The organism is Streptomyces sp. NPDC015131, from assembly GCF_043079975.1.
Classification (GTDB): Bacteria; Actinomycetota; Actinomycetes; order Streptomycetales; family Streptomycetaceae; genus Streptomyces.
In genome coordinates this window covers 410406-436139 of record NZ_JBIBVB010000003.1, presented here as the reverse complement: position 1 = coordinate 436139, position 25734 = coordinate 410406, and the positions used below count along the sequence as shown (strand labels likewise).

Below are 25734 nucleotides of genomic sequence, written 5' to 3'. Positions count from 1 at the left end.
GAATACTGCGGGAATGGCCGGTCCGGTGCGGTGAGCTGGAGGGGACGGTCGCGTGAGCGAGATACCTGAGACGGCGAACGGCGTCGTGTGGCAGAGCAGTCCACCTGGCTCGATCTACGACTACATCAAGGTCGCGTCGTTCTCGATCGGCCCCGACGGGCTGGTCGACCAGTGGAGTCTGCGTGCCGCCGAGCTGTTCGGCATCGGTGCCGACGAGGTCAGGGGCAAGGACCCGGTCGAGGCGTTCATGCCGCCCGAACTGCGTCCGCGCGGGCACCGCAAGGTCTCGGAGATCCTCGACGGCAAGGAGTGGACGGGTCTGGTGCCCTTCCGGGTGCCGGGGGAGCGGGGGCCGCGCGGCATCGCCGAGGTCTATGTGATGCCCAGCGAGACGAACGAGGGCGAGCGAGCCGCGCTCTGCATCGTCGTCGACGTCCGCGCGCTGCGGCGCATGGAGACGGATCTCGCCGCGTCCCAGGCCATTTTCGGCCAATCCCCGTTCGGTTTCCTGCTGTTCGACACCGACCTCACCGTGCGGCGCGCCAACCAGCGCTTCGCGACCGTCTTCGGCGGCTCCGCCGACGACCACCGGGGCCGTACGGTCGCCGACTACCTCTCCCGCCCGGAGGCCGACCGGATGACCGCCGCGCTGCGCCGCGTCCTGGAGACCGGCGAGGCGGTCACCGACCTCCAGCTCACCGGCGCGGTGCCCGGCGGGTCCGAGCGCCGCCACTGGTCGATCAACCTCTACCGGGTGCACAGCGGTTCGGGCCGGCCCGTCGGCGTCGCCGGGCTCGGCATCGACGTCACGCGCCGCCAGATCGCCGCCCGTGAGGCGGCGAGCGCCCGGCGCAACCTGGCGCTGCTCAACGAGGCCGCCGCCCGCATCGGCACCTCCCTCGACCTGGAGACCACCGCCCGCGAACTGCTCGACGTCGCCGTCCCCGGCTTCTGCGACCTCGCCTCCGTCGACCTCCACCAGGGGCTGCTCACCGGTGACGAGGCGCCGCCCGGACGGGCCGACGGCGCCAGCGCCGAGCTGCGCCGGGTCGCCTTCGCCAGCGCCGTCTCCGACGCCCCGCTCGCCCGCGCCCCCGGCGCCGCCACCGGGACCGGGGCCGGAACCGCCGCCGGGAACGGGCACCGGCACGGCACCGTGCCCGAGCCGCGTGACCACACCTCCGGCCCCGCGCACGGCGCACCGGCCGGATGCTGCGGCACGGCGCCCATCGAGGTCGGTGCCATCCACCGCTACCCCTTCGCCTCGCCCTGCGCGAACGCGCTGCGCACCGGGCGGCTGCACGCCGTCCCCGGCGCCGACGGGGGCCTCGTCCAGTCCACCCTGGTCGTCCCGATGGTCGCGCACGACACGGTGGTGGGCCTGGTGCAGTTCTCCCGCACCAAGGGCAGCGAGCCGTTCGGCGAGCGGGACCGGGCGCTCGCCGTCGAGCTGGCCGCCCGCGCCGCGGTCTGCATCGACAACGCCCGCCTCTACCGCCGTGAGCACGAACGGGCGCTGATCCTCCAGCGCAGCCTGCTCCCGCCGGGCGACCCGGAGGCCGCGGGCCTCGACATCGCCTGCCGCTACCTGCCCGGCAACACCGCGACCGAGGTGGGCGGCGACTGGTTCGACGTCATCCCGCTGCCCGGCCACCGCACCGCCCTGGTCGTCGGCGACGTCATGGGGCGCGGCCTGCGCGCCGCCGTCGCCATGGGCGAACTGCGCACCGCCGTACGGACGCTGGCCCAGCTCGACCTGGAACCGGCCGAGGTGCTCTCCCACCTCGACGAGATCGCCCGGGGCCTCGGCACCCCCGCCGGGGAGCGCGCGCGGGCCGCCACCAAGGCGCGCGGCCCCGAGCTGTCCGAGGTGTACCTGGCGACCTGTGTGTACGCCGTGTACGACGCCGTCACCCGCCGCTGCACCTTCGCCAACGCCGGCCACCTGCCGCCCGTCCTGGTCGAACCGGGCGAGAGCGCGCTGATGCTGGACGTGCCGCCCGGGATGCCGCTGGGCGTCGGCGGCGAGCCGTTCGAGGAGGTGGAGATCGAGCTGCCGGAAGGCTCGCTGCTCGCCCTCTACACCGACGGGCTCGTCGAGTCCCGCGACCACCCGCTGGACGAGGGGATGCTCGCCTTCCGCACCGCGCTGAACGGCCCGGACCGCCCCCTGGAGGACGTCTGCGACCACGTCCTGAACACCCTGGACACCCGGCACGGCGAGGACGACATCGCCCTGCTGATGGCCCGGGTCGAGGGGCTCCCGGCGGAGGCCGTCGGCGACTGGCGGCTGCCCCGTGAGCCCCGTTCGGTGGGCCGCGCCCGGGAACTGGCCCGCGCGCAGCTCACCGCCTGGGACCTCGAACCGCTGGTCGACACCGTCGAACTGCTCGTCAGCGAGCTGGTCACCAACGCCCTGCGCTACGGCGAGGGCGAGATACGGCTGCGGCTGCTGCGCGAGCGCACCGTCGTCTGCGAGGTGTGGGACGCGGGACTGGTCCAGCCCCGCCGGCGGCGGGCCCGCGACACCGACGAGGGCGGGCGCGGCCTCCAGCTCGTCGGGCTGCTCAGCGCGGGCTGGGGCTCCCGCCGCACCCCGCGCGGCAAGACCGTCTGGTTCGAACTGCCGCTGCCGGACGGCGACTCCCTCGCCGAGCCGACGGTCGACCAGCTGCTCAGCATGTTCTGACGCGGGCCCCACGGGCAGCGGCGGCCAGGACGGCTCGGCGGCGGGCCCTGCGGGCCAGGACGGTTCACCCCGGGCCGCCGCCGCCCCCGCGGCCGGCCGCCCGGGCCACGTCCTGCTCGGCGAGGCCCAGCGCCTGCCGGGCCAGCACGTCCGCCCGCCGGGCCCCGGCCAGCGCGGCCCGCGCGTCGTCCGCGCCGTGCCAGGGCGTGTCCCCCGCCGCCACCGCCCGCTCCAGCAGCCGGTGCGCCTCCGCCAGCCGGGTACGGGCCGGGGCGCCCACCGCCTCCCGGTGCGCCGCCACCAGGTCCGCCGCCGCCCCGGTGGCCGACCGCGCCAGCAGCGTGGCCCGGTCCAGCAGCGCCCGCACCCGGCCGGCGCCGCGCCCCCGTTCCCGTACGCCGTCCAGGGCCTCGTCCAGCAGGGCGTCCGCCTCGTCGACCCGGCGCAGCGCCGCGACCGGGTCGTACCGCCCGGCGGCGACCGTCCGGCGCACCTCCGCCAGGACCGTCTCGGCGCGCACCGCCCGCCCCCGCAGATCGGCCGCGCCCGACGGGTCGGCCGCCGCGTCCACCGGGTCGGCGGCGGCCTCCGCGAGGTCCGCCTCGGTGCCGGCGAGCGCGGCCGGCAGCACGCCCGCCGCCTCCGCCAGCTCGCCCGCGTGCCGGTCCACGGCGTCCACCAGCGGTGCCGCCCGGGCGACGGCGCCCTCGGCGGCCCGCACCCGGGTCGCCGCCGTCACCGCGTCGTCCCCCGCCGCCGCCTCCCGGGCCCGCGCCAGGTGCCCGGCGGCGGCACCGAGCCGCTCCCGGGCGTCCGCGACCCCGGCCGCCACCCGCGCGGCGGCCGCCTCCCCGTACCGGGCCCGCATGGCGGCGAGCGCCGCGTCCGCCAGGTCCGCCCGGCCGCTCACCTCCCGGAGCGCCGACTCCGCCGCCGTGAGCGCCTCGGGCGCCGTCCGCGCCGGGGCGCACACCCGGTCGAAGCGCTCCGCCTCCGCGTCCAGCCGCCGCCCGGCCTCGCCGCACCGCGCGGCGATCTCCTCCCGTGTGCGCCGGCGGACCGCGTCGTCCGCCGGCCGGGCGTCGTCCAGCCACTGCCGCAGCCGGAACGCCTCGGCCAGCTCACCGGCGGCGTCCGCCACGGCCACGCCGTACGGCCGTGCCGCCTCCGCGCACGCCGGGGAGGCGCCCGGCGCGACCGCGAGCGCCACCTCTTCGCGGCCCGCCCGTACGGCCTCGTCGGCGTCCACGAGCAGCCGCTCCACCGCCTCGTCGTGCCCGTCCGGCGCGTCCGGCGCCGGAGGCGCGGGCTCCGCCGCGGGCGGGCTCCAGGGGCCCCGGCCCCCGTGCGGGGTGGTCCGGGTCGCGGTGCGCCGCCGCCGCACGGCGTACGCGCGGGCCGCGACCGCGCCCGCCACCACCAGCAGCGCCGCCGGCACCAGCAGGTCCACGGCCGAACCGGTGCGCCCGCCCGGGTCCGCGGGGCCCGGCACCGGGGTGGGGCGCGGCACCGGCCGCCCGTCCAGCGCGGCCGCGTACCCCCGGGCGGCGCCGATCGCGGCCCCCGCCCAGTCGTTCCGGCGCAGCGCCGGCTCGATCGCCACCCGGGCCACCTCGCCGAGCCGGTCGGGGGTGAGTCCGGTGGCCGGTCCCGCGGAGTGGGCGTAACGGCCCTCGCGGGTGGCCACGGCGAGCAGCACGTCACCGGCGCCGAGCCCGTTCCTGGCGGCGGTGGCGTCGGCCCACTCCTGCGGGGACCGGCCGGAGAAGTCGCGTACGTACACGACGGAGAGCCGGACGCGCCCGTCGTCGTCCAGCGCGTCGAGCGCCCGGCTCACCTCGCGCTCGCGCCCTTCGAGGGCGGCGACCTTGTCGGTGGCGGTGCCCCGGCCGGCCAGGTCGGCGGGGTCCTCGGCGCGCGCGCCGCCCGGCGGGCCGGGCAGGACCAGCCACCACGCCGTCACCAGGAGGCCGAGGAGGACGGCGAGGCAGGCGCGGGTCGCTCTGCGCGTCACATGCGTGAGGCTATGTGCTGCTTCGTACCCCCGCGACCGGGCGGCGGGACGGCACCCGCGCCGCCGCCCGGGGCGCGGTTCTCACGTCCGGCGGCGGCCGATCCGGTTGCCGAGCCAGACCAGAGGGTCGTACTTCCGGTCCACGGCCCGCTCCTTGAGAGGGATCAGCGCGTTGTCGGTGATCCTGATGTGCTCGGGGCACACCTCCGTACAGCACTTGGTGATGTTGCAGTAGCCGAGCCCGTGGTCCTCCTGCGCCGCCCGCTTGCGGTCCAGGCCCGACTCCTCCGCCGCGTCCAGCGGGTGCATGTCCAGCTCGGCGACGCGCATCAGGAAGCGCGGCCCGGCGAAGGCGGGCTTGTTCTCCTCGTGGTCCCGCACCACATGGCAGGTGTCCTGGCACAGGAAGCACTCGATGCACTTGCGGAACTCCTGCGAGCGCTCCACGTCGATCTGCCGCATCCGGTACTCACCGGGCGCCACCCCCGGCGGCGGGACGAAGGAGGGGATCTCCCTGGCCTTCTCGTAGTTGAAGGACACGTCCGTCACCAGGTCCCGCACCACGGGGAAGGCCCGCAGCGGGGTGACGGTGACGACCTCCTCCCGCGAGAAGACCGACATCCGGGTCATGCACATCAGCCGCGGCCTGCCGTTGATCTCCGCGCTGCACGAACCGCACTTGCCCGCCTTGCAGTTCCAGCGCACCGCCAGGTCCGGCACCTGGGTCGCCTGGAGGCGGTGGACGATGTCGAGCACGACCTCGCCCTCGTGCACCTCGACGGTGAAGTCCTCCAGACCACCGCCGTCCGCGTCGCCGCGCCACACCCGGAAACTCGCGTCGTAGCCGGTCACTGGTACAGCTCCTCTTCGGCGAGGTACTTGACCAGCTCCTCCTTGTCGAACAGGGCGAGCAGGTCCGGACGGATCGGTTCGGTGGTGGTGCGTTCGAGGGCGATCCGGCCCTCCGGGGCGTCGGGCCCGGCGATCCGGCACAGCAGGTTCACCCGGCGCCACGCGCGCTCCATGCCCGGGCAGTCCTCCCGGGTGTGCCCGCCCCGGCTCTCGGTGCGCTCCAGCGCGGCGCGCGCCACGCACTCGCTGACCAGCAGCATGTTCCGCAGGTCCAGCGCCAGGTGCCAGCCGGGGTTGAACTGCCGGTGCCCCTCGACGCCCGCGCCCTGGGCCCGCAGCCGCAAGCCCGCCAGGGCCCGCAGCGCCTGCCGCATCTCCTCCTCGCGGCGGATGATGCCGACCAGGTCGTTCATCGTCTGCTGGAGCTCCTGGTGGAGGGTGTACGGGTTCTCCGGGCGCCCGCCCGCCCCGGCGGCCCCGCCGCTGAAGGGGCGCAGCGCCTCGGCGGCCGCCGCCTCGACCTGCGCGTCGGACACGGTGGGGCGGGCGGCCGGGCCGCTCGCGTACCGGGCCGCGTGCAGCCCGGCCCGGCGGCCGAAGACCAGCAGGTCGGAGAGGGAGTTGCCGCCGAGCCGGTTGGAGCCGTGCATCCCGCCGGCCACCTCGCCGGCCGCGAAAAGCCCCGGCACCCCGACGGCCTCGGCGGTGTCCGACGCGACCGCGACGCCGCCCATCACGTAGTGGCAGGTGGGCCCGACCTCCATCGGCTCGGCCGTGATGTCGACGTCCGCCAGCTCCTTGAACTGGTGGTACATCGACGGCAGCCGGCGCCGGATCGTCTCGGCGGGCATCCGGGTGGACACGTCCAGGAAGACCCCGCCGTGCGGCGACCCGCGCCCCGCCTTCACCTCGGCGTTGATCGCGCGGGCGACCTCGTCGCGGGGGAGCAGCTCCGGCGGGCGGCGGTTGTGGTCCGGGTCCTCGTACCAGCGGTCGGCCTCCTCCTCCGACTGCGCGTACTTGTCGGTGAAGACGTCCGGGACGTAGCCGAACATGAACCGCTCGCCCTCGGAGTTGCGCAGCACCCCGCCGTCGCCGCGCACCGACTCGGTGACCAGGATGCCCTTCACCGACGGCGGCCAGACCATGCCCGTCGGGTGGAACTGGACGAACTCCATGTTCACCAGCGGCGCCCCGGCCAGCAGCGCCAGGGCGTGCCCGTCGCCGGTGTACTCCCAGGAGTTGGAGGTGACCTTGAAGGACTTGCCGATGCCGCCGGTGGCCAGGACGACGGCCGGGGCCTCCAGCACGAAGAAGCGGCCGGACTCCCGCTCGTAGCAGAAGGTGCCGCTCACCCGGTCGCCGTCCTTGAGGACCCGGGTGACCGTGCACTCCTGGAAGACCTTCAGCCGTGACTCGTAGTCGCCGGTCTCCCGGAAGTCCTCCTGCTGGAGGGCGACGATCTTCTGCTGGAGGGTGCGGATCAGCTCCAGTCCGGTGCGGTCGCCGACGTGCGCGAGGCGCGGGTACTCGTGGCCGCCGAAGTTGCGCTGGGAGATCCGGCCGTCCTCGGTCCGGTCGAACAGGGCGCCCCAGGTCTCCAGCTCCCACACCCGGTCGGGCGCCTCGCGCGCGTGCAGCTCGGCCATGCGCCACTGGTTGAGGAACTTCCCGCCGCGCATGGTGTCGCGGAAGTGCACCTGCCAGTTGTCCCCGGCGTTGACGTTGCCCATGGAGGCGGCGATGCCGCCCTCGGCCATCACCGTGTGGGCCTTGCCGAACAGCGACTTGCAGATCACGGCCGTACGGGCGCCGCGTTCGCGCGCCTCGATCGCCGCCCGCAGCCCCGCCCCGCCGGCGCCGACCACGACGACGTCCCACTGCTGCCGTTCCGCCTGCGTCATCGAATGGGCACCTTTCCCTCAGAAGAAGCGCGGATCGCCGAAGGCACCGACGGCGAGCAGGTACACGTAGAAGTCGGCGAGGGCGACGCTGAACAGCGAGGCCCACGCGAGCTGCATGTGGCGGGCGTTCAGCCGCCCCGCCCAGCTCCACAGCCGGTAGCGGACCGGGTGCTTCGAGAAGTGCTTCAGCCGGCCGCCCACGATGTGCCGGCAGGAGTGGCAGGACAGGGTGTACGCCCAGATCAGCACGATGTTGACGACGAACACCAGCGTCCCGAGGCCCATGTGCCCCCAGGCGTACGACGCGTCCCGGAAGGCGAGCACGGTGTCGTACGTGAGGATGCCCGCGACCGGCAGGGCGGCGTAGAAGAAGTACCGGTGGACGTTCTGCAGGATCAGCGGGAAGCGGGTCTCGCCGGTGTACGCCTGGTGCGGCTCGGCGACCGCGCAGGCCGGGGGCGAGGCCCAGAAGCCCCGGTAGTACGCCTTGCGGTAGTAGTAGCAGGTCAGCCGGAAGCCCAGCGGGAAGACCAGGATGAGCAGGGCGGGGGAGAGGCCCCACCAGCTGCCGAAGATCTCCCAGTTGGGGCCGCCCTTCATGGGCGCGCAGTTCTCCGCGAGGCAGGGCGAGTAGAACGGCGACACATAGGGCGCCGCGTAGTAGTCGCTGCCGGCGAAGGCCCGCCAGGTGGAGTAGACGACGAACGCGAGCAGTCCGGCGGCGGTGGCGGCGGGCGCCAGCCACCAGCGGTCGGTGCGCAGATGGGGCGCCGCGATACGGGCGCGGGCGGGCCCGTGCACGCCGCCCGCCCCGCGCCCGGTGGGGGCGGCGGGGGGCGGAGCGGTGGCGGGGCCGGGGTCGGAGGGGCGTGGTCCGGTGCCTGTGGCCAACGGGGTCTCCTGGGGCCCGTGCCGGTGGTGGCGCGGGCCGGTCGGTGGAGGGGGAGCCGGTGCGGGCCGCGCGCGGGGTGCGGGACGGCGGCCGGGCGTACGGGTCCGGGCGGGGCGGCGCGGGGACGCGCGGCGCCGGGCGGCGGGCGCCCGTACGCCGCCCGGTGTGCGCGTACGGCCGCGCGCGGACGCGGACCGGGGCGGACGGAGGGCGGGGGCGCGAGCCGGGAGGGGCCGGGCGCCGGCGCGCCGGTCAGGGGGCGCGGCGGTCCCGCGCGCCCAGGCCCTCGTCGTCCGAGTCGGTCCACAGGGTGCTGTCGTACGGCGTGTCCGAGATGGTGACCAGGCCGTCGGGGCGGCCGACCGCCATGGGGACGGGCTTCTCCTCGCGCTGCCGCGCCAGGTTCCGCTCCAGCTGGATGACGGACCGGGCCAGTTCCTCGAGGCGCCGCTTGACCTCGGTCAGATCGTCTTCGAGTGACATGAATTGCCCTCACTTCCGCGATGGCGGGTGGCAAACACGCGCCTGAGAGTGTCGCGCGTCACATCCCCCATTGTGAAGTCATGTGCACGGATTGCACTCGTCCGGGGTTTGGGCCGCCCGAGTGGTGTTGGCGCGCCGTGTCGCCGTGTCGCCGCCACGGGGCCGGATCGATCGCTTTCAGTGTAGGGGCAATAGGTGTGATCATCTCTAAATTCCACAAAACAGGACGAAGAGGTACAAGACATGTCCCACGTCGGCGCCCCTCGGGGGAGGACATGCTCCCGGGGCCCCCGTTCGCCCAGGTTCCGGTCCGCCGTCCTCCTCACCACCGGCGTACTCGCCGTCTCCGTACTGAGCGGCTGCTCCTCCGGCGACGAGCAGACCCACGCCGCCCGAGCCGTCCCCATGGACATCGCCCACACCGGCCGCGCCAAGGTCGCCGACGGCGGGACCCTGCGCTGGGCCGTCGACGCGGTGCCGACCACCCTCAACGCCTTCCAGGCGGACGCCGACGCCTCCACCGCCCGCATCACCCAGGCCGTCCTGCCGTCCCTCTTCACCCTCGACGAGCGCGGCAACCCCCGGCGCAACGGCGACTACCTGGAGTCCGCCGAGATCGTCGAGCGCGAACCCAAGCAGGTCGTCCTCTACAAGCTCAACCAGCAGGCCGTGTGGAGCGACGGCCGCGAGATCGGCGCCCCCGACTTCGTCGCCCAGTGGCGCGCCCTCAGCGGCAAGAACTCCGCGTACTGGACCGCCCGCAACGCCGGCTACGAGCGCATCGAGAAGATCGAGCGCGGCGCCGGCGACCTGGAGGTCCGGGTCACCTTCAGCAAGCCGTACGCCGACTGGCGCGCCCTGTTCACGCCGCTGTACCCCAAGGACGTGATGGCCACCCCGGCCGCGTTCAACGACGGGTCGCGCACCCGCCTCGCGGCGACCGCCGGGCCCTTCCAGCTCAAGGGCGTCGACACCCGCGCCGGCACCGTGACGCTGGCCCGCAGCCCCCGCTGGTGGGGCGAGCCCGCCAAGCTCGACTCGCTCGTGCTGCGCGCCGTCCCGCGCCCGGGCCGCGCCGCCGCGCTGGCCGCCGGGCAGCTGGACGTCGCCGAGGTGGACCGCGCCACGGCCGAGCGGATCACCCGCGCCACCAAGGGCGCGTCCGGTGCCGCCGGCTCGCCGTCCCCCGCCGCCCCCTCGGCGGCCGGCTCCGCCGCCCCGGCCGCGCCGCTGAGCGGCCCGGCCGCCGCCGCCCTGGCCGCCGACCGCAAGGCGCTGGGCGGCCTCACCGTCCGCAAGTCGCTGGAGCCCGCCTACACCCAGCTCGCGCTGAACGGCGAGAGCGGCCCGCTCGCCGACGAGCGGGTCCGCCGGGCGGTCGCCCGCGCCCTGAACCGCCAGGAGCTGGCCGAGGCGGTCCTCAAGCCGCTGGGCCTGCCCGCGCACCCGGTCGGCAGCCACCTCGCGCTCGCCGGGCAGCCGGCGTACGCCGACAGCAGCGGCGCCCTCGGCGGCCAGGACACCGAGGAGGCCCAGGAGCTGCTGGCCGACGCCGGCTGGACGCGCGGCGGCGCCCGCAAGCCCGCCGCGCCCAAGGACGGCACCCGGGCCGGCGCCGAGGCGTCCGCCGCCGCCTCCCCGGCCGCCTCGCCCGCCGGGGCGAAGCCGGCCGCCGGGAAGAACGGCGGCTCCGCCGACGAGCCGTCCGACGAGGGCCTCTACATCGTCGGCGACGACAAGCCCGCGATCGGCGGCAACGACGCCCCCGAGGGCACCCACGTCCTGGCCCCGGCCCCCGCCGCGGCCGTCCAGGGCAGCGCCCTGCACCGCCAGGCCGAGGCCCTCACCGACACCGACCAGGGCGCCGCCCGGCCCGAGGCCCAGGGCGGGGCCGTCCCCGGCGCCTACGCCCCGCGCGGCACCGCCGCCCCGGCCCCGGCGGACCCCGCGCCCGGCGCGGCGGCCGGACCGCTCGGCAAGGACGGCGAACCGCTCACGCTCCGCTTCGTCCAGCCCGCCGGCGCCGACTCCGAGTCCCTGCGCACGGTCGCCGAGAAGATCTCCCGGATGCTGGGCCGCATCGGCATCGGCACCGAGACGGTCAAGGTCCCCGACGACAGCTTCTTCAAGGACCACATCGCCTCCGGCGACTACGACCTGGCCCTCTACTCCTGGCCCGGCACCGCCTACCCGGCCACCGACGGGCGCCCCATCTTCGCCAAGCCCCAGCCCGCCGCCGACGGCTCGCTGCTGGTGGAGCAGAACTACACCCGGGTCGGTACGGACCACATCGACCAGCTCTTCGACCAGGCGGCGGCCGAGCTGGACGAGAAGGCCGCCCGCGACCTGCTGAAGCAGGCCGACGCCCGGATCTGGGCGGCCGCCGGCTCCATCCCCCTCTACCAGCGCCCGCAGCTGGTCGCGGCCCGCTCGACGGTGGTGAACGCCGGGGCGTTCGGCTTCGCCAGCCCCCGCTACCAGGACATCGGCTTCCGGCGCTCGTAAGCACTCCGGCCCGGTAAGGCCAACCTCAGAAGTCGCTCAAGTCGCTTGCCCGCCGGTGCGCCCGGCGGGCAAGCTCCGTTGCGGACCATGACCCGGGCCACACCCACGCGCCACCCGCGCACCGCAGCACACGGACCCGTACCCCCTGTACGCGCCCCGTCCCCGCACAGCCAGACACCAGTTCGATCTTCTCCGGACGGGCCGCGACGCCCCGCACGCGTCGGCCCCGTACCATGGACACAGCCGTGGCGCGTCCGCCCGGCGGGCGTACGAGGAACAAAGAGACGCCGCACCCACGATCCGAGAGAAGCGCAAGCCACTCATGCCCACGCGCCACGACATCCGTAACGTAGCCATCGTCGCCCACGTCGACCACGGCAAGACGACCATCGTCGACGCCATGCTCAAGCAGGCCGGCGCCTTCGCCGCCCACCAGCTCGACTCCGTCGACGACCGCGTCATGGACTCGAACGACCTGGAGCGTGAGAAGGGCATCACGATCCTCGCCAAGAACACGGCGGTGAAGTACCACCCCAAGGACGGCGGGGCCCCGATCACCATCAACATCATCGACACCCCCGGCCACGCCGACTTCGGTGGCGAGGTCGAGCGCGGCCTGTCGATGGTCGACGGCGTGGTGCTGCTCGTGGACGCCTCCGAGGGCCCGCTGCCGCAGACCCGCTTCGTGCTCCGCAAGGCCCTCCAGCGCCGGATGCCCGTCATCCTCTGCATCAACAAGACGGACCGCCCCGACTCCCGGATCGACGAGGTCGTCAACGAGACCTACGACCTCTTCCTGGACCTCGACGCGGACGAGGAGCAGATCGAGTTCCCGATCGTCTACGCCTGCGGCCGTGACGGCATCGCCTCGCTGACCAAGCCGGAGGACGGCACCGTCCCGGCCGACTCCAGCAGCCTGGAGCCGTTCTTCTCCACGATCCTGGAGCACATCCCGGCCCCGGTGTACGACGAGGAGGCCCCGCTCCAGGCCCACGTCACCAACCTGGACGCCGACAACTTCCTCGGCCGCATCGCGCTGCTCCGCGTCGAGCAGGGCGAGCTGCGCAAGGGCCAGACGGTCGCGTGGATCAAGCGGGACGGCACCATCGCCAACGTCCGCATCAGCGAGCTGATGATGACCGAGGCGCTCACCCGCAAGCCGGCCGAGGTGGCGGGCCCCGGTGACATCTGCGCCGTCGCCGGCATCCCCGACATCATGATCGGCGAGACGCTGGCCGACCCGGAGAACCCGGTCGCGCTCCCGCTGATCACGGTCGACGAGCCGGCGATCTCCATGGTCATCGGTACGAACACCTCGCCGCTGGTCGGCCGGGGCGCCACCGGCAAGGGCGCGGACAACAAGGCGGCCGTCAAGGACCGCAAGGTCACCGCCCGCCAGGTGAAGGACCGCCTGGACCGCGAGCTGATCGGCAACGTCTCGCTGCGCGTCCTGGACACCGAGCGCCCCGACGCCTGGGAGGTGCAGGGCCGCGGTGAGCTGGCGCTGGCCATCCTGGTCGAGCAGATGCGCCGCGAGGGCTTCGAGCTGACCATCGGCAAGCCGCAGGTGGTCACCAAGGAGATCGACGGCAAGGTCCACGAGCCGGTCGAGCGCATGACCATCGACGTGCCCGAGGAGCACATGGGCGCCGTCACGCAGCTCATGGGCGTCCGCAAGGGCCGCATGGACAACATGTCCAACCACGGCTCCGGCTGGGTGCGCATGGAGTTCGTGGTGCCCTCCCGCGGCCTGATCGGCTTCCGTACCGAGTTCCTGACGCAGACGCGCGGCACGGGCATCGCCCACTCCATCCACGAGGGCCACGAGCCGTGGTTCGGCACGCTGACGACCCGCAACAACGGCTCGCTGGTCGCCGACCGCTCCGGCGCGGTCACCGCCTTCGCGATGACCAACCTCCAGGAGCGCGGCGTGCTCTTCGTGGAGCCCGGCACCGAGGTGTACGAGGGCATGATCGTCGGCGAGAACAGCCGCTCCGACGACATGGACGTCAACATCACCAAGGAGAAGAAGCTCACGAACATGCGGTCGTCCTCGGCCGACTCGTTCGAGGCGATCGTCCCGCCGCGCAAGCTGTCGCTGGAGCAGTCCCTGGAGTTCTGCCGCGACGACGAGTGCGTCGAGGTCACCCCGGAGGCCGTGCGCATCCGCAAGGTGAACCTGGACCAGCGCGAGCGCGCCCGCGCCGCGTCCCGCGCCAAGAACGGCTGACGGCCGCCTCCGCGGCCCCGGTTCGCCGACTCCCCGTCCCGGGAGGGGTTTTCCCCTCTCCGGGACGGGGAGTTTTCCGTGGGCCCGTGCCGGGCAGGCACCGGGCGCGGCGCCGGCCCGGCGGACCGCACACGAGCGGTCCGGCGGACCGTACAAGAGCGGCCCGACGGCCCGTGCGCGAGCGGTCCGGCGGACCGTACAAGAGCGGTCCGGAGGTGACCGGGCGTCAACGTGTTTTCGCTGCCGAAGCGTCCGGATATCGACCGTCGCTCTCCGGAACATGTGTTAACGGTCCGTTTCGCGGGTGTCTGTCTGTGCTCGCTTTGTCCGGATTTCGGGCTTCGGGGGGTTGGTGATGTTGCCAAAACGAGACCCTTTAAGTGTGGTTTACGGCCCGGACGTACTTAATAGTTGGCTCCATTGAGCTCGGGTCAATGGGTCACGCGCTGTGGGGAGCGCCGACTCACGAGCACACTCGGGGCACTTGGGTCATCGCCGTCAGGGGTGTCGGCATGCCACTTCGAAGTGCCCTTCTCGTAGTGACAAGTGGACTCATGAGGAGGAACCCATGCGCGGTGCCAAGAGCGCCAAGTGGGTCGCGGGCGCGATAGTCGTCGCCCTGGCAGCCACGGCTTGTGGCGGTGGCGGTAGCGAAGGCAAGGGCGGGGGCGCCCGCCAGGTCGTGATGGAGCTCGGCGAGCCCCAGAACGGTCTGATTCCGTCGAACACGTACGAGTCCGAGGGCTCCGAGGTCATGAACGCCCTGTTCACCGGCCTCGTGAAGTACGACGAGAAGAACGAGGCCCAGCTCGACCTGGCGCAGTCGATCGAGACCAAGGACAGCAAGGTCTGGACGATCAAGCTCAAGGACGGCTACACCTTCCACGACGGTGAGCCGGTCACCGCGCAGTCCTTCGCGGACGCCTGGAACTACGGCGCGAACCAGGCCAACACCCAGGAGACGAACCCTCTCTACAACAAGATCGAGGGTTACGCCGACCTGAACCCGGGCGAGGGCAAGAAGCCCGCGACCGACAAGATGAAGGGCCTGAAGGTCGTCGACGAGAAGACCCTCGAGGTCACGCTCACGGCGCCGTTCTCCGCCTTCAAGACCATGCTGGGCTTCAACGCGTTCTTCCCGCTGCCGAAGGCGTTCTTCAAGGACCCCAAGGGCTTCGAGACCGCGCCCATCGGCAACGGCATGTTCAAGATGGACGGCAAGTTCGTCCGCAACCAGCAGATCAAGACGGTCAAGTACGACAAGCACCCCGAGGCCAAGCAGGTCAAGATCAAGGGTGTCACCTTCAAGATCTACAACAGCCAGGACACCGCCTACCGCGACCTGCTCGGTGGCCGCGTCGACATCATGGACACCGTCCCGACGTCCGCGATGACCACCGCCGCCAAGGACCTGGGCGACCGCTACATCCAGGGCACCGACTCGGGCGTCGGCTACATCGGCTTCCCGCTGAAGTACAACAAGGCGTACGCCAAGCCGGAGATCCGCAAGGCCATCTCCCAGGCGATCGACCGCAAGGCGATCACCGACAAGATCTTCGTCGACACCCGTACGCCGGCGGACGACTTCATCAACCCGCTGGTCCCGGGCTACCGCCAGGGCGCCTGTGGCGCGGCGTGCACCTACGACCCCGCGGCCGCCAAGAAGGCGTTCGACGCCGCGGGCGGTCTGCCGGGCAACAAGATGGAGCTCGGCTACAACAACGACGGTGGCCACAAGGAGTGGATCACCGCCGTCGCCGGCCAGCTCGAGAAGAACCTCGGCGTGACCGTCACCGTCAAGCCGTTCGAGCAGTTCCAGGCCATCCTGAACGACCTCGGCGACAAGAAGTACAGCGGCGCCTTCCGCCTGGCGTGGTCCATGGACTACCCGCACGCGGAGAACTACCTGCGTCCGATCTTCTCCCAGGACGCCATCGAGCACGGCTCGAACTACTCGGGCTACGTCAACCCGCAGGTCGAGAAGCTCCTCGACCAGGGTGACACCGCCACCACCGAGGACGCCGCGATCAAGGCGTACCAGCAGGCGGACGACATCCTCCTCAAGGAGATGCCGTACATCCCGGTGTACTTCTACAAGCTGAACGCCGGCCTCAGCAAGAACCTCAAGCCGGGCGTGCGGATCGACAACATGACCCAGATCGACTGGACCACGGTCAACCCCGCCTGACGGTAGAGAGGGTCTCCTCCGGGAGGTCCTGACAGCAGTGGGGGTGACGGGGTTACGCCCCGTCACCCCCCTTCTGCCGTCCCGTTGTCGATTACCCCTCACCCGGGGCGGGGCCCGCTGGTGTGCCCCTCCCGGTATCCGTACAACTGGAGACCTGATGGGTCGTTATGTGATCAGGCGTCTTCTGCAGGCGATACCCGTACTGCTCGGCGCGACCATTCTTCTGTACTGCCTCGTCTTCCTGCTGCCCGGTGACCCGATCCAGGCACTGGCCGGAGAGAAGAAGGCAGACCCCAACATCGCAGCCATCCTGCGAGAGCAGTACCACCTCAATGACCCGCTCTACCAGCGGTACTGGTACTACCTCTCCGGTGTGCTGACCGGTGACTTCGGCACCGACTTCACCGGGCGCGAGGTGTCCGAGATCATGAGCGAGACCTTCCCGGTCACGCTCAAGCTGGCCGGTATCGCCTTCCTGGTCGAGGCCGTCGTCGGCGTCGTCGCCGGTGTCTTCGCGGCGCTCGGCCGCGGCAAGTTCCTCGACAACCTGGTGCTGCTGTCGACCCTCCTGCTGGTCTCCATCCCGGTGTTCGTCCTGGGCAACGTGCTCCAGCTGGTGCTGGGCGTGCAGTGGGCGCTCGTCCCGATCTCCTACGACGCCGAGGACATCACCACACTGATCCTTCCCGGCGTCGTCCTGGGCTCGGTGTCCCTCGCGTACATCGCGCGGCTGACCCGGACCAGCATGATCGAGACGATGCGCTCGGACTATGTGCGCACCGCCACGGCCAAGGGCCTGAGCCGTCCCCGCGTGATCGTCCGGCACGGACTGCGCAACGCGCTGATCCCGATCGTCACGTACCTCGGTGTCGACCTCGGCGCCCTCATGGGCGGCGCGATCATCACGGAGCGCATCTTCAACATCCCCGGCATCGGCGGCACCCTGTACCAGGCCGTCTACCTGCGGCAGGGCACCACCGTCGTCAGCATCGTGACCGTGCTCGTGCTCGTCTACATCGCCGCGAACCTGCTCGTGGACCTGCTCTACGCCGTGCTCGACCCGAGGATCCGCTATGCCTGAGAACACCTCCACCACCGTTGAGGAGAGCGAGGCCGTCAAGACGGCCACGCCCGGCGGTCCCGTGCGGACCAAGGAGGACAAGCCGGAGCGGGTCGCCAGCATGTGGAGCGACGCGCGCCGCGACCTGATGCACAACTGGGTGTTCCTGGTCTCCGCCGTGCTGATCCTCTTCCTGCTGGTCATGGCGGTCTTCCCGCAGCTGTTCACCAGTCAGGACCCGTACTCCAAGGGCTTCTGCGACCTGGCCAACTCGGTGACGCCGCCCAGCGGCGCGCACTGGTTCGGCTACGACGTCCAGGGCTGCGACATCTACGCCCGGACGATCTACGGCGCCCGCAACTCGATCATCGTCGGCATCCTCACCTCGGTGCTGACCACGCTCGCCGGCGGTGTCCTCGGCATGATCGCCGGTCTGCGCGGCGGCTGGCTGGACGCACTGGTGTCCCGCTTCACCGAGATCTGGTTCGCCATCCCGACCCTGCTCGGCGGTCTGCTGGTGCTGGCGATGCTGGGCTCCGGCAGCGTCGTCACCGTCTCGCTGATCATGGCCGTGCTCGGCTGGCCGCAGCTGTTCCGCATCATGCGCGGATCGGTGATCACCAACAAGCAGAACGACTACGTGATGGCCGCCCGGGCGCTCGGCGCCGGCGGCTGGCGCATCGCGATGCGCCACATCCTGCCGAACGCGCTCGCCCCGGTGATCGTGGTCAGCACCATCAACCTCGGCGTCTACATCTCGGCCGAGGCGGCGTTCTCGTACCTCGGCATCGGTGTCCAGGCCCCGAACATCTCCTGGGGCCTGATGATCAGTGACGGCCAGGACCGCTTCCTGAGCGCCCCGCACATGGTGCTCTTCCCGTCGCTGTTCCTGAGCATCACGGTCCTCGCGTTCATCATGCTCGGCGAAGCTGTGCGCGACGCCCTCGACCCCAAGCTGCGCTAGGAGGGCGTACGTTGACCACCATCGACAAGCAGACGAGCGCGTCCGGCGCCATGAGCGCACCGAACGCCCCGCTCCTCGAAGTGCGCGACCTGCACGTGGAGTTCCACACCCGGGACGGCGTCGCCAAGGCCATCAACGGCGTGAGCTACAGCGTCGACGCGGGGGAGACCCTCGCCGTGCTCGGCGAGTCGGGCTCCGGCAAGTCGGTCACGGCCCAGGCGATCATGGGCATCCTCGACATGCCTCCCGGCCGCATCCCCAAGGGCCAGATCCTGTTCCACGGCGAGGACATGCTGACGATGTCCGCCGAGGAGCGCCGCAAGATCCGGGGCCGCCGGATCGCGATGATCTTCCAGGACGCGCTCTCCGCGCTGAACCCGGTGCTCACCGTCGGCTACCAGCTCGCCGAGATGTACCGCGTCCACCTGGGCATGTCCCGCAAGGACGCCAAGGCCAAGGCCATCGAGCTGATGGACCGGGTGAAGATCCCGGCCGCCGCGGCCCGGGTGAACGACTACCCGCACCAGTTCTCCGGCGGTATGCGCCAGCGCATCATGATCGCCATGGCGATGGCGCTGGAGCCGGACCTGATCATCGCGGACGAGCCGACCACCGCGCTCGACGTGACCGTCCAGGCCCAGGTCATGGACCTGCTCGCGGAGCTCCAGCGCGAGGAGAACATGGGCATGATCCTGATCACCCACGACCTGGGTGTGGTCGCGGACGTCGCCGACAAGATCGCGGTGATGTACGCGGGCCGGATCGTGGAGAACGCGCCCGTCGGCGAGCTGTACAAGCGCCCGGCGCACCCGTACACGCGTGGCCTGCTCGACTCCATCCCGCGCCTGGACCTCAAGGGCCAGGAGCTGTACGCGATCAAGGGCCTGCCGCCCAACCTGATGAAGATCCCCACGGGCTGCGCCTTCAACCCGCGCTGCCCCAAGGCGGAGGACATCTGCCGTACGGAGATCCCGGCCCTGGTTCCGGTGACGGAGCAGGACGGCGGCGAGCTGCCGGGCCGCGGCAGCGCGTGCCACTTCTGGAAGGAGACGATCCATGGCTGAGCTCAGGAAAGAGGACGAGGCCGTGGACGCGACCCCGAACGTCACCGAGGTCGAGACGGTCGACGTGGCCAGTGAGACCGCGTCGGTCGCCGCGATCGAGGCGCCGGTGGAGCGCGGGGAGCCGATCCTCCAGGTGCGGGGCCTGGTCAAGCACTTCCCGCTGACCCAGGGCATCCTGTTCAAGAAGCAGGTCGGCGCGGTCAAGGCCGTGGACGGGGTCTCCTTCGACCTCTACCAGGGCGAGACGCTCGGCATCGTCGGCGAGTCCGGCTGCGGCAAGTCCACCGTCGCCAAGCTGCTGATGATGCTGGAGAAGGCGACCGCGGGCGAGATCTTCTACAAGGGCCAGGACATCACCAAGCTGTCCGGCCGGGCGCTGAAGGCGGTCCGCCGGAACATCCAGATGGTGTTCCAGGACCCGTACACCTCGCTCAACCCGCGGATGACGGTCGGCGACATCATCGGCGAGCCCTTCGAGATCCACCCCGAGGTGGCCCCCAAGGGCGACCGGCGCCGCAAGGTGCAGGAGCTGCTGGACGTCGTCGGCCTGAACCCCGAGTACATCAACCGCTACCCGCACCAGTTCTCCGGCGGTCAGCGCCAGCGCATCGGCATCGCCCGCGGCCTGGCCCTCAACCCCGAGATCATCATCTGCGACGAGCCGGTCTCGGCGCTGGACGTGTCGGTGCAGGCGCAGGTCGTCAACCTGATGGAGAAGCTCCAGGACGAGTTCAACCTGTCCTACCTCTTCATCGCGCACGACCTGTCGATCGTCCGGCACATCTCCGACCGGGTCGGGGTGATGTACCTGGGCAAGATGGCCGAGATCGGGACGGACACCCAGATCTACGACCACCCGACGCACCCCTACACCCAGGCGCTGCTGTCGGCCGTCCCGGTGCCCGACCCCGACGCCCGTGAGGGCCGGGAGCGGATCATCCTCACCGGTGACGTGCCGTCGCCGGCGAACCCGCCGTCCGGCTGCCGCTTCCGTACCCGGTGCTGGAAGGCCGAGGAGAAGTGCGCCACCGAGGTGCCGCTGCTGGCGATCCCGGAGCGCTTCCAGGGCTCCGACAGCCCGGCCGCGCACGAGTCGGCGTGCCACTTCGCCGAGGAGAAGGACGTCGTCCACGCGGCGTGACCTCCCAGTGCACCGATGAGGGCGCCCCGGGCCGTGACGGCCCGGGGCGCCCTCACGCATGCGGGTGGTGCGGCGCCCGTACGGCCCGGCTGAACGTGCGCGATCACCCGGTATGGGGTGGTATGTGGGCCTAGGCCGGACGGGACCGAGGACCACGGGAGGCACCCATGCGCCGAACCACCACGCACGCCCGGTGGGCCGCCTGCGCCGTGGCCGTCGCCCTCGCGGCGACCGCCTGCGGCGGCGGGAGCAACGGGGGCTCGGGCGCCGACGGGATCATCAGCTCCTCCTGGGGCGACCCGCAGAACCCGATCGAACCGGCCAACACCAACGAGGTCCAGGGCGGCAAGGTCCTCGACATGCTCTTCCGGGGCCTGAAGAAGTACGACCCGAAGACCGGCGAGGCCCAGGACATGGTCGCCGAGTCCATCACCACCACCGACTCGAAGAACTTCACCGTCACCCTCAAGCCCGGCTGGACCTTCAGCAACGGCGAACCGGTGACCGCCAAGTCCTTCACCGACGCCTGGAACTACGGCGCCCACGTCGAGAACAAGCAGGCCAACTCGCCCTTCTTCAGCGACATCGTCGGCTACGAGGACGTCCACCCCGCCTCCGGCCCCGCCAAGGCCAAGACCATGAGCGGCCTGGTCGTCAAGAACGACCGCACCTTCACCGTCGCCCTGAAGGAGCAGTTCTCCACCTGGCCCGAGACCCTCGGCTACCAGGCGTTCATGCCCCTGCCGCAGGTCTTCTTCACCGACCATGACGGCTGGCTCGCCAAGCCCGTCGGCAACGGCCCGTACACCGTCGACTCGTACACCCGCGGCAGCGGGATGAAGCTGCGCCGCTGGGACGACTACACCGGCCCCGACAAGGCGCAGAACGGCGGCGTCGACCTCGTCGTCTACACCGACAACAACACCGCCTACACCGACCTCATCGCCGGGAACCTCGACCTCGTCGACGACGTGCCCGCGCAGCAGCTGAAGAACGTGGAGAGCGACCTCGGCGACCGCTACATCAACCAGCCGGCGCTCATCATCCAGACCCTGGTCTTCCCGCTCTACCGCCCCGAGTGGAACAAGGCGGGCATGGAGAAGGTCCGCCGCGGCCTGTCCATGGCGATCAACCGGGACGAGATCACCAAGCAGATCTTCCAGGGCACCCGCACCCCCGCCAAGGACTGGACCTCCCCCGCCCTCGGCGCCGACGGCGGCTACAAGGACGTCTGCGGCGACGCCTGCGCGTACAACCCCGCCGAGGCCAAGCGGCTGATCGAGGAGGGCGGCGGCCTGCCCGGCGGGAAGGTGACGCTCACCTCCAACGTCGACACCGGCTCCCACCGCGCCTGGATGGACGCCGTCTGCAACAGCGTCAACAACGCGCTCGGCAAGGGCGCCGTCTGCACGGTCAACCCGGTCGGCACCTTCGCCGACTTCCGCAACCAGCAGACCACGTTCAAGTTCACCGGGCCGTTCCGCTCCGGGTGGCAGGCCGACTACCCGCTGATCCAGAACTTCCTGGAGCCCCTCTACTACACCGGCGGGTCCTCCAACTACGGCAAGTTCAGCAACAAGCAGTTCGACGCCCTCGTCGACAAGGCCAACAGCGAGGCCGACGAGGCCGCCGCCGTACGGGACTTCCAGGCCGCCGAGGAGATCCTCGCCGCCCAGATGCCGGCCGTCCCGCTCTGGTACCAGAACGGCAGCGCCGGCTACTCGGAGCGGCTCTCCGACGTCACCCTCAACCAGTTCAGCGTCCCCGTGTACGACCAGATCAAGGTCAGCTGACCCCCGAGATCCTCCGGAGCCCTCATGGGACGCTACGTGATCCGGCGGCTGCTCCAGATGATCCCGGTGTTCATCGGCAGCACGTTCCTCATCTTCCTCATGGTGTACGCGCTCGGCGACCCGGTCGCGGCCCTCTTCGGCGACAAGGCGCCCGACCCGGCCACCGCCGCCCGCATCCGCGCCGACCTCCACCTCGACCAGCCGCTGTGGAAGCAGTACCTGCTCTACATGGGCGCCATCTTCCAGGGCGACTTCGGCACCGCGTTCAACGGCCAGCCGGTCACCGAGCTGATGGCCTCCGCCTTCCCCGTCACCCTCCGCCTCACCCTGGTCGCCATCGTCATCGAGGTCGTCATCGGCATCACCCTCGGCGTCATCAGCGGCCTCAAGCGCGGCCGCCCCCTCGACACCGGTCTGCTCGTCCTCACCCTCGTCGTCATCTCCATCCCCACCTTCGTCTCCGGCTACCTCCTCCAGTTCCTGCTGGGCGTCAAATGGGGCTGGGTACGCCCCTCCGTCTCCTCCGACGCCCGCCTCGACGAACTGATCCTGCCCGGTGTCGTCCTCGCCCTGGTCTCCCTCGCCTACGTCACCCGCCTCAGCCGCACCTCCATCGCCGAGAACGTCCGCGCCGACTACGTCCGCACCGCCGTCGCCAAGGGCCTCCCGCGCCGCCGGGTCATCACCCGCCACCTGCTGCGCAACTCCCTCATCCCGGTCGTCACCTTCATCGGCGCCGACATCGGCGCCCTGATGGGCGGCGCGATCGTCACCGAGCGGATCTTCAACATCCACGGCGTCGGCTACCAGCTCTACCAGGGCATCCTGCGCAACAACGCCCCCACCGTCGTGGGCTTCGTGACCATCCTGGTGATCGTCTTCCTGGTGGCGAACCTGCTCGTCGACCTGCTGTACGCGGTCCTGGACCCGAGGATCCGCTATGCCTGAGCCCGACCCGTACGAGAACCCCCAGGAGGCCATCGCGCCCACCGGCGCGGGCGGCGCCATGGACCTCGCCATGAGCGAGGCCGAGACCCTGCGCGGCACCACCGGCAAACCCCGCAGCCTCTGGTCCGACGCCTGGCACCAGCTGCGCCGCAACCCGGTCTTCCTGGTCTCCGCCGCCCTGATCGTCTTCCTCGTCCTCATCGCGATCTGGCCGCAGATCCTCACCAGCGCCGACCCGCTGCGCTGCGACCTGTCCAAGTCGCAGCAGGGGTCCGCCCCCGGCCACCCCTTCGGCTACGACACCCAGGGCTGCGACGTCTACACCCGCACCGTGTACGGGGCCCGCGCGTCCATCACCGTCGGCGTCTGCGCCACCCTCGGCGCCGCGCTGCTCGGCAGCCTGCTGGGCGGCCTCGCCGGGTTCTTCGGCGGCTGGTGGGACGCCCTGCTGTCCCGGATCGCCGACGTGTTCTTCGGCATCCCCGTCGTCCTGGGCGGCCTGGTCTTCCTCTCGGTCGTCACCAGCTCCACCGTCTGGCCCGTCGTCGGCTTCATCGTGCTGCTCGGCTGGCCCCAGCTCGCCCGTATCGCCCGCGGCGCGGTCATCACCGCCAAGCAGAACGACTACGTGCAGGCCGCGCGGGCCCTCGGCGCCGGCAGCGGCCGGATGCTGCTGCGCCACGTGGCGCCCAACGCCGTGGCGCCCGTCATCGTCGTCGCCACCATCGCGCTCGGCACCTACATCGCCCTGGAGGCCACCCTGTCGTTCCTCGGCGTCGGCCTGAGACCGCCCACCGTCTCCTGGGGCATCGACATCTCCAACGCCGCCCCGCAGATCCGCAACGCCCCGCACATGCTGCTGTGGCCGGCCGGTGCCCTCAGCATCACCGTGCTCGCCTTCATCATGCTCGGCGACGCGGTGCGCGACGCCCTCGACCCCAAGCTGCGGTAGGCCCACCATGCTGCTCGAAGTACGTGACCTGTACGTGGAGTTCCGCACCCGGGACGGGATCGCCAAGGCCGTCAACGGCGTGTCGTACTCCGTCGCCGCGGGCGAGACGCTCGCCGTGCTCGGCGAGTCGGGGTCCGGCAAGTCCGTCACCGCCCAGGCCATCATGGGCATCCTCGACACACCGCCCGGCCGGATCACCGCGGGCGAGGTGGTCTTCAAGGGCCGCGACCTGCTGAAGCTCAAGGAGGACGCCCGGCGCCCGGTGCGCGGCGCCGAGATGGCGATGATCTTCCAGGACGCGCTGTCGGCCCTCAACCCCGTCCTCAGCGTCGGCGACCAGCTCGCCGAGATGTTCACCGTCCACCGCCGCATGTCCCGCAAGGACGCCCGCGCCAAGGCCGTCGAGCTGATGGACCGCGTCCGCATCCCCGCCGCCAAGGAACGTGTCGGCCAGTACCCCCACCAGTTCTCCGGCGGGATGCGCCAGCGCATCATGATCGCCATGGCGATGGCGCTCGAACCGGCCCTCATCATCGCCGACGAACCGACCACCGCCCTCGACGTCACCGTCCAGGCCCAGGTCATGGAGCTGCTCGCCGAGCTGCAGCGGGAGCTCGACATGGGCCTCATCCTCATCACCCACGACCTCGGCGTCGTCGCCGACGTCGCCGACCGGATCGCCGTGATGTACGCCGGCCGCATCGTCGAGACCGCCCCCGTCCACGACATCTACAAGGCGCCCGCCCACCCCTACACCCAGGGCCTGCTCGACTCCATCCCGCGCCTGGACCACAAGGGCCGCGAGCTGTACGCCATCAAGGGCCTGCCGCCCAGCCTCACCGCCATCCCGCCCGGCTGCGCCTTCCACCCCCGCTGCCCCCGGGCCCGCGAGGTGTGCCGCACCGACGAACCACCGCTCTACCAGGTCTCCGGCGACCGGCGCAGCGCCTGCCACTTCTGGGAGGAGACGATCGATGCCTCCCATTCTTGAGGTGCGCGACCTCGTCAAGCACTACCCGCTCACCCGGGGCATCCTCTTCCGCAAGCAGATCGGCGCGGTCAAGGCGGTCGACGGGGTCGACTTCACCCTCGCCCCCGGCGAGACGCTCGGCATCGTCGGCGAGTCCGGCTGCGGCAAGTCCACCGTCGCCCGGATGCTCGTCAGCCTGGAACGCCCCACCTCCGGGCAGATCCTCTACAAGGGCGAGGACATCACCGGGCTGTCCGGCCGGGCGCTCAAGGCCGTGCGGCGCAACATCCAGATGGTGTTCCAGGACCCGTACACCTCGCTCAACCCGCGGATGACGGTCGGCGACATCATCGGAGAGCCGTACGAGATCCACCCCGAGGTCGCGCCCAAGGGCGACCGGCGCCGCAAGGTGCAGGAGCTGCTGGAGGTCGTCGGCCTCAACCCCGAGTACATCAACCGCTACCCGCACCAGTTCTCCGGCGGCCAGCGCCAGCGCATCGGCATCGCCCGCGGCCTCGCGCTCCAGCCGGAGGTCATCGTCGCCGACGAACCGGTCTCCGCCCTCGACGTGTCCGTCCAGGCCCAGGTCGTCAACCTGATGGAGAAGCTCCAGGACGAATTCAAGCTGTCGTACATCGTCATCGCGCACGACCTGTCGATCGTCCGGCACATCTCCGACCGGATCGGCGTGATGTACCTGGGGCGGATCGTCGAGACCGGCACCGACACCCAGATCTACGACCACCCCACCCACCCCTACACCCAGGCCCTGCTCTCGGCCGTCCCGGTGCCCGACCCCGAGGCACGGACCCGCCGCGAACGCATCCTGCTGACCGGGGACGTGCCCTCGCCCACCGGCATCCCCTCCGGCTGCCGCTTCCGCACCCGCTGCTGGAAGGCGCGCGAACGGTGCGCCCGCGAGGTGCCGCTGCTGACGGCCCCCGACATCTACCGGGGCACCGACAGCCCCGCCCGGCACCCCTCCGCCTGCCACTTCGCCGAGGAACGGCACGTCGTCCCCGGCGAGACCCGGCCCTGACGCACCACCGGCCGGGGCGGCCCGCACCGCCCCGGCCGGCCGCGAC

Annotated in this window: 18 protein-coding genes; 13 read left to right on the top strand and 5 right to left on the bottom strand. The window is 71.7% G+C overall.

The window, feature by feature from the left end; translation table 11 throughout:
- The first annotated feature begins 52 nt into the window (after positions 1–52).
- The gene (locus tag ACF08D_RS13335; RefSeq protein ID WP_392222725.1) at positions 53–2689 is read left to right on the top strand and encodes a SpoIIE family protein phosphatase; all 2637 of its coding nucleotides are present in this window, start codon (positions 53–55) and stop codon (positions 2687–2689) included.
- Between the two features lie 64 nt (positions 2690–2753).
- Here ACF08D_RS13335 and ACF08D_RS13330 read toward each other — a convergent pair whose 3' ends face one another.
- The 5 genes from ACF08D_RS13330 to ACF08D_RS13310 form a co-directional block, all read right to left on the bottom strand.
- The gene (locus ACF08D_RS13330) at positions 2754–4703 is read right to left on the bottom strand and encodes a TPM domain-containing protein (protein ID WP_392222724.1); all 1950 of its coding nucleotides are present in this window, start codon (positions 4701–4703) and stop codon (positions 2754–2756) included.
- Between the two features lie 81 nt (positions 4704–4784).
- Positions 4785–5555: a succinate dehydrogenase/fumarate reductase iron-sulfur subunit gene (locus tag ACF08D_RS13325; protein ID WP_392222723.1), complete on the bottom strand. Its 771-nt coding sequence runs from the start codon at positions 5553–5555 to the stop codon at positions 4785–4787.
- Positions 5552–7459: a fumarate reductase/succinate dehydrogenase flavoprotein subunit gene (locus ACF08D_RS13320; protein WP_392222722.1), complete on the bottom strand. Its 1908-nt coding sequence runs from the start codon at positions 7457–7459 to the stop codon at positions 5552–5554. The genes ACF08D_RS13325 and ACF08D_RS13320 overlap by 4 nt, the downstream gene beginning before the upstream one ends.
- Before the next feature lie 18 nt (positions 7460–7477).
- Positions 7478–8350 carry a hypothetical protein gene (locus tag ACF08D_RS13315; RefSeq protein ID WP_392222721.1) on the bottom strand — a complete coding sequence of 291 codons (873 nt, stop codon included), beginning with the start codon at positions 8348–8350 and terminating at the stop codon, positions 7478–7480.
- A 253-nt stretch (positions 8351–8603) separates the two neighbouring features.
- Positions 8604–8834, bottom strand: coding sequence for a hypothetical protein (locus ACF08D_RS13310; protein ID WP_392222720.1), 231 nt, complete (start codon positions 8832–8834; stop codon positions 8604–8606).
- A 243-nt stretch (positions 8835–9077) separates the two neighbouring features.
- Here ACF08D_RS13310 and ACF08D_RS13305 point away from each other — a divergent pair, with 243 nt between their 5' ends.
- The 12 genes from ACF08D_RS13305 to ACF08D_RS13250 all read left to right on the top strand — a co-directional run bounded on the left by ACF08D_RS13305 (position 9078) and on the right by ACF08D_RS13250 (position 25688).
- Positions 9078–11339: an ABC transporter family substrate-binding protein gene (locus ACF08D_RS13305; protein ID WP_392222719.1), complete on the top strand. Its 2262-nt coding sequence runs from the start codon at positions 9078–9080 to the stop codon at positions 11337–11339.
- Between the two features lie 322 nt (positions 11340–11661).
- Positions 11662–13569: a translational GTPase TypA gene (typA, locus tag ACF08D_RS13300; RefSeq protein WP_392222718.1), complete on the top strand. Its 1908-nt coding sequence runs from the start codon at positions 11662–11664 to the stop codon at positions 13567–13569.
- A gap of 568 nt (positions 13570–14137) precedes the next feature.
- Complete coding sequence (locus ACF08D_RS13295; protein ID WP_392222717.1) at positions 14138–15757, top strand: ABC transporter substrate-binding protein; 1620 nt, start codon at positions 14138–14140, stop codon at positions 15755–15757.
- Between the two features lie 157 nt (positions 15758–15914).
- Positions 15915–16838, top strand: coding sequence for an ABC transporter permease (locus ACF08D_RS13290; RefSeq protein ID WP_392222716.1), 924 nt, complete (start codon positions 15915–15917; stop codon positions 16836–16838).
- Complete coding sequence (locus ACF08D_RS13285; protein ID WP_392222715.1) at positions 16831–17781, top strand: ABC transporter permease; 951 nt, start codon at positions 16831–16833, stop codon at positions 17779–17781. Before ACF08D_RS13290 ends, ACF08D_RS13285 begins: the two co-directional genes overlap by 8 nt.
- An 11-nt stretch (positions 17782–17792) precedes the next feature.
- Positions 17793–18845 carry an ABC transporter ATP-binding protein gene (locus ACF08D_RS13280; RefSeq protein WP_392222714.1) on the top strand — a complete coding sequence of 351 codons (1053 nt, stop codon included), beginning with the start codon at positions 17793–17795 and terminating at the stop codon, positions 18843–18845.
- A complete protein-coding gene (locus ACF08D_RS13275; RefSeq protein ID WP_392222713.1) occupies positions 18838–19986 on the top strand; it encodes an ABC transporter ATP-binding protein in 1149 nt (382 codons plus the stop codon). Before ACF08D_RS13280 ends, ACF08D_RS13275 begins: the two co-directional genes overlap by 8 nt.
- A gap of 167 nt (positions 19987–20153) precedes the next feature.
- On the top strand, positions 20154–21779 hold the full coding sequence (locus ACF08D_RS13270; protein ID WP_392222712.1) for an ABC transporter substrate-binding protein: 1626 nt from the start codon (positions 20154–20156) through the stop codon (positions 21777–21779).
- Between the two features lie 24 nt (positions 21780–21803).
- Complete coding sequence (locus tag ACF08D_RS13265; RefSeq protein ID WP_392222711.1) at positions 21804–22727, top strand: ABC transporter permease; 924 nt, start codon at positions 21804–21806, stop codon at positions 22725–22727.
- Positions 22720–23679, top strand: coding sequence for an ABC transporter permease (locus tag ACF08D_RS13260; protein ID WP_392222710.1), 960 nt, complete (start codon positions 22720–22722; stop codon positions 23677–23679). The genes ACF08D_RS13265 and ACF08D_RS13260 overlap by 8 nt, the downstream gene beginning before the upstream one ends.
- A gap of 7 nt (positions 23680–23686) precedes the next feature.
- Positions 23687–24670 (top strand): ABC transporter ATP-binding protein, encoded by a 984-nt coding sequence (locus ACF08D_RS13255; RefSeq protein ID WP_392222709.1) that lies wholly within the window; start codon positions 23687–23689, stop codon positions 24668–24670.
- Positions 24654–25688 carry an ABC transporter ATP-binding protein gene (locus ACF08D_RS13250; protein WP_392222708.1) on the top strand — a complete coding sequence of 345 codons (1035 nt, stop codon included), beginning with the start codon at positions 24654–24656 and terminating at the stop codon, positions 25686–25688. The genes ACF08D_RS13255 and ACF08D_RS13250 overlap by 17 nt, the downstream gene beginning before the upstream one ends.
- The last annotated feature ends 46 nt before the right edge of the window (positions 25689–25734 follow it).

Coding starts and splice junctions, on each gene's coding strand:
- ACF08D_RS13320 (WP_392222722.1), bottom strand. CDS start 7,459: ATGACGCAGGCGGAACGGCAGCAGTGGGACGTCGTCGTGGTCGGCGCC.
- ACF08D_RS13310 (WP_392222720.1), bottom strand. CDS start 8,834: ATGTCACTCGAAGACGATCTGACCGAGGTCAAGCGGCGCCTCGAGGAA.
- ACF08D_RS13305 (WP_392222719.1), top strand. CDS start 9,078: ATGTCCCACGTCGGCGCCCCTCGGGGGAGGACATGCTCCCGGGGCCCC.
- typA (WP_392222718.1), top strand. CDS start 11,662: ATGCCCACGCGCCACGACATCCGTAACGTAGCCATCGTCGCCCACGTC.
- ACF08D_RS13295 (WP_392222717.1), top strand. CDS start 14,138: ATGCGCGGTGCCAAGAGCGCCAAGTGGGTCGCGGGCGCGATAGTCGTC.
- ACF08D_RS13290 (WP_392222716.1), top strand. CDS start 15,915: ATGGGTCGTTATGTGATCAGGCGTCTTCTGCAGGCGATACCCGTACTG.
- ACF08D_RS13285 (WP_392222715.1), top strand. CDS start 16,831: ATGCCTGAGAACACCTCCACCACCGTTGAGGAGAGCGAGGCCGTCAAG.
- ACF08D_RS13275 (WP_392222713.1), top strand. CDS start 18,838: ATGGCTGAGCTCAGGAAAGAGGACGAGGCCGTGGACGCGACCCCGAAC.
- ACF08D_RS13270 (WP_392222712.1), top strand. CDS start 20,154: ATGCGCCGAACCACCACGCACGCCCGGTGGGCCGCCTGCGCCGTGGCC.
- ACF08D_RS13265 (WP_392222711.1), top strand. CDS start 21,804: ATGGGACGCTACGTGATCCGGCGGCTGCTCCAGATGATCCCGGTGTTC.
- ACF08D_RS13260 (WP_392222710.1), top strand. CDS start 22,720: ATGCCTGAGCCCGACCCGTACGAGAACCCCCAGGAGGCCATCGCGCCC.
- ACF08D_RS13255 (WP_392222709.1), top strand. CDS start 23,687: ATGCTGCTCGAAGTACGTGACCTGTACGTGGAGTTCCGCACCCGGGAC.
- ACF08D_RS13250 (WP_392222708.1), top strand. CDS start 24,654: ATGCCTCCCATTCTTGAGGTGCGCGACCTCGTCAAGCACTACCCGCTC.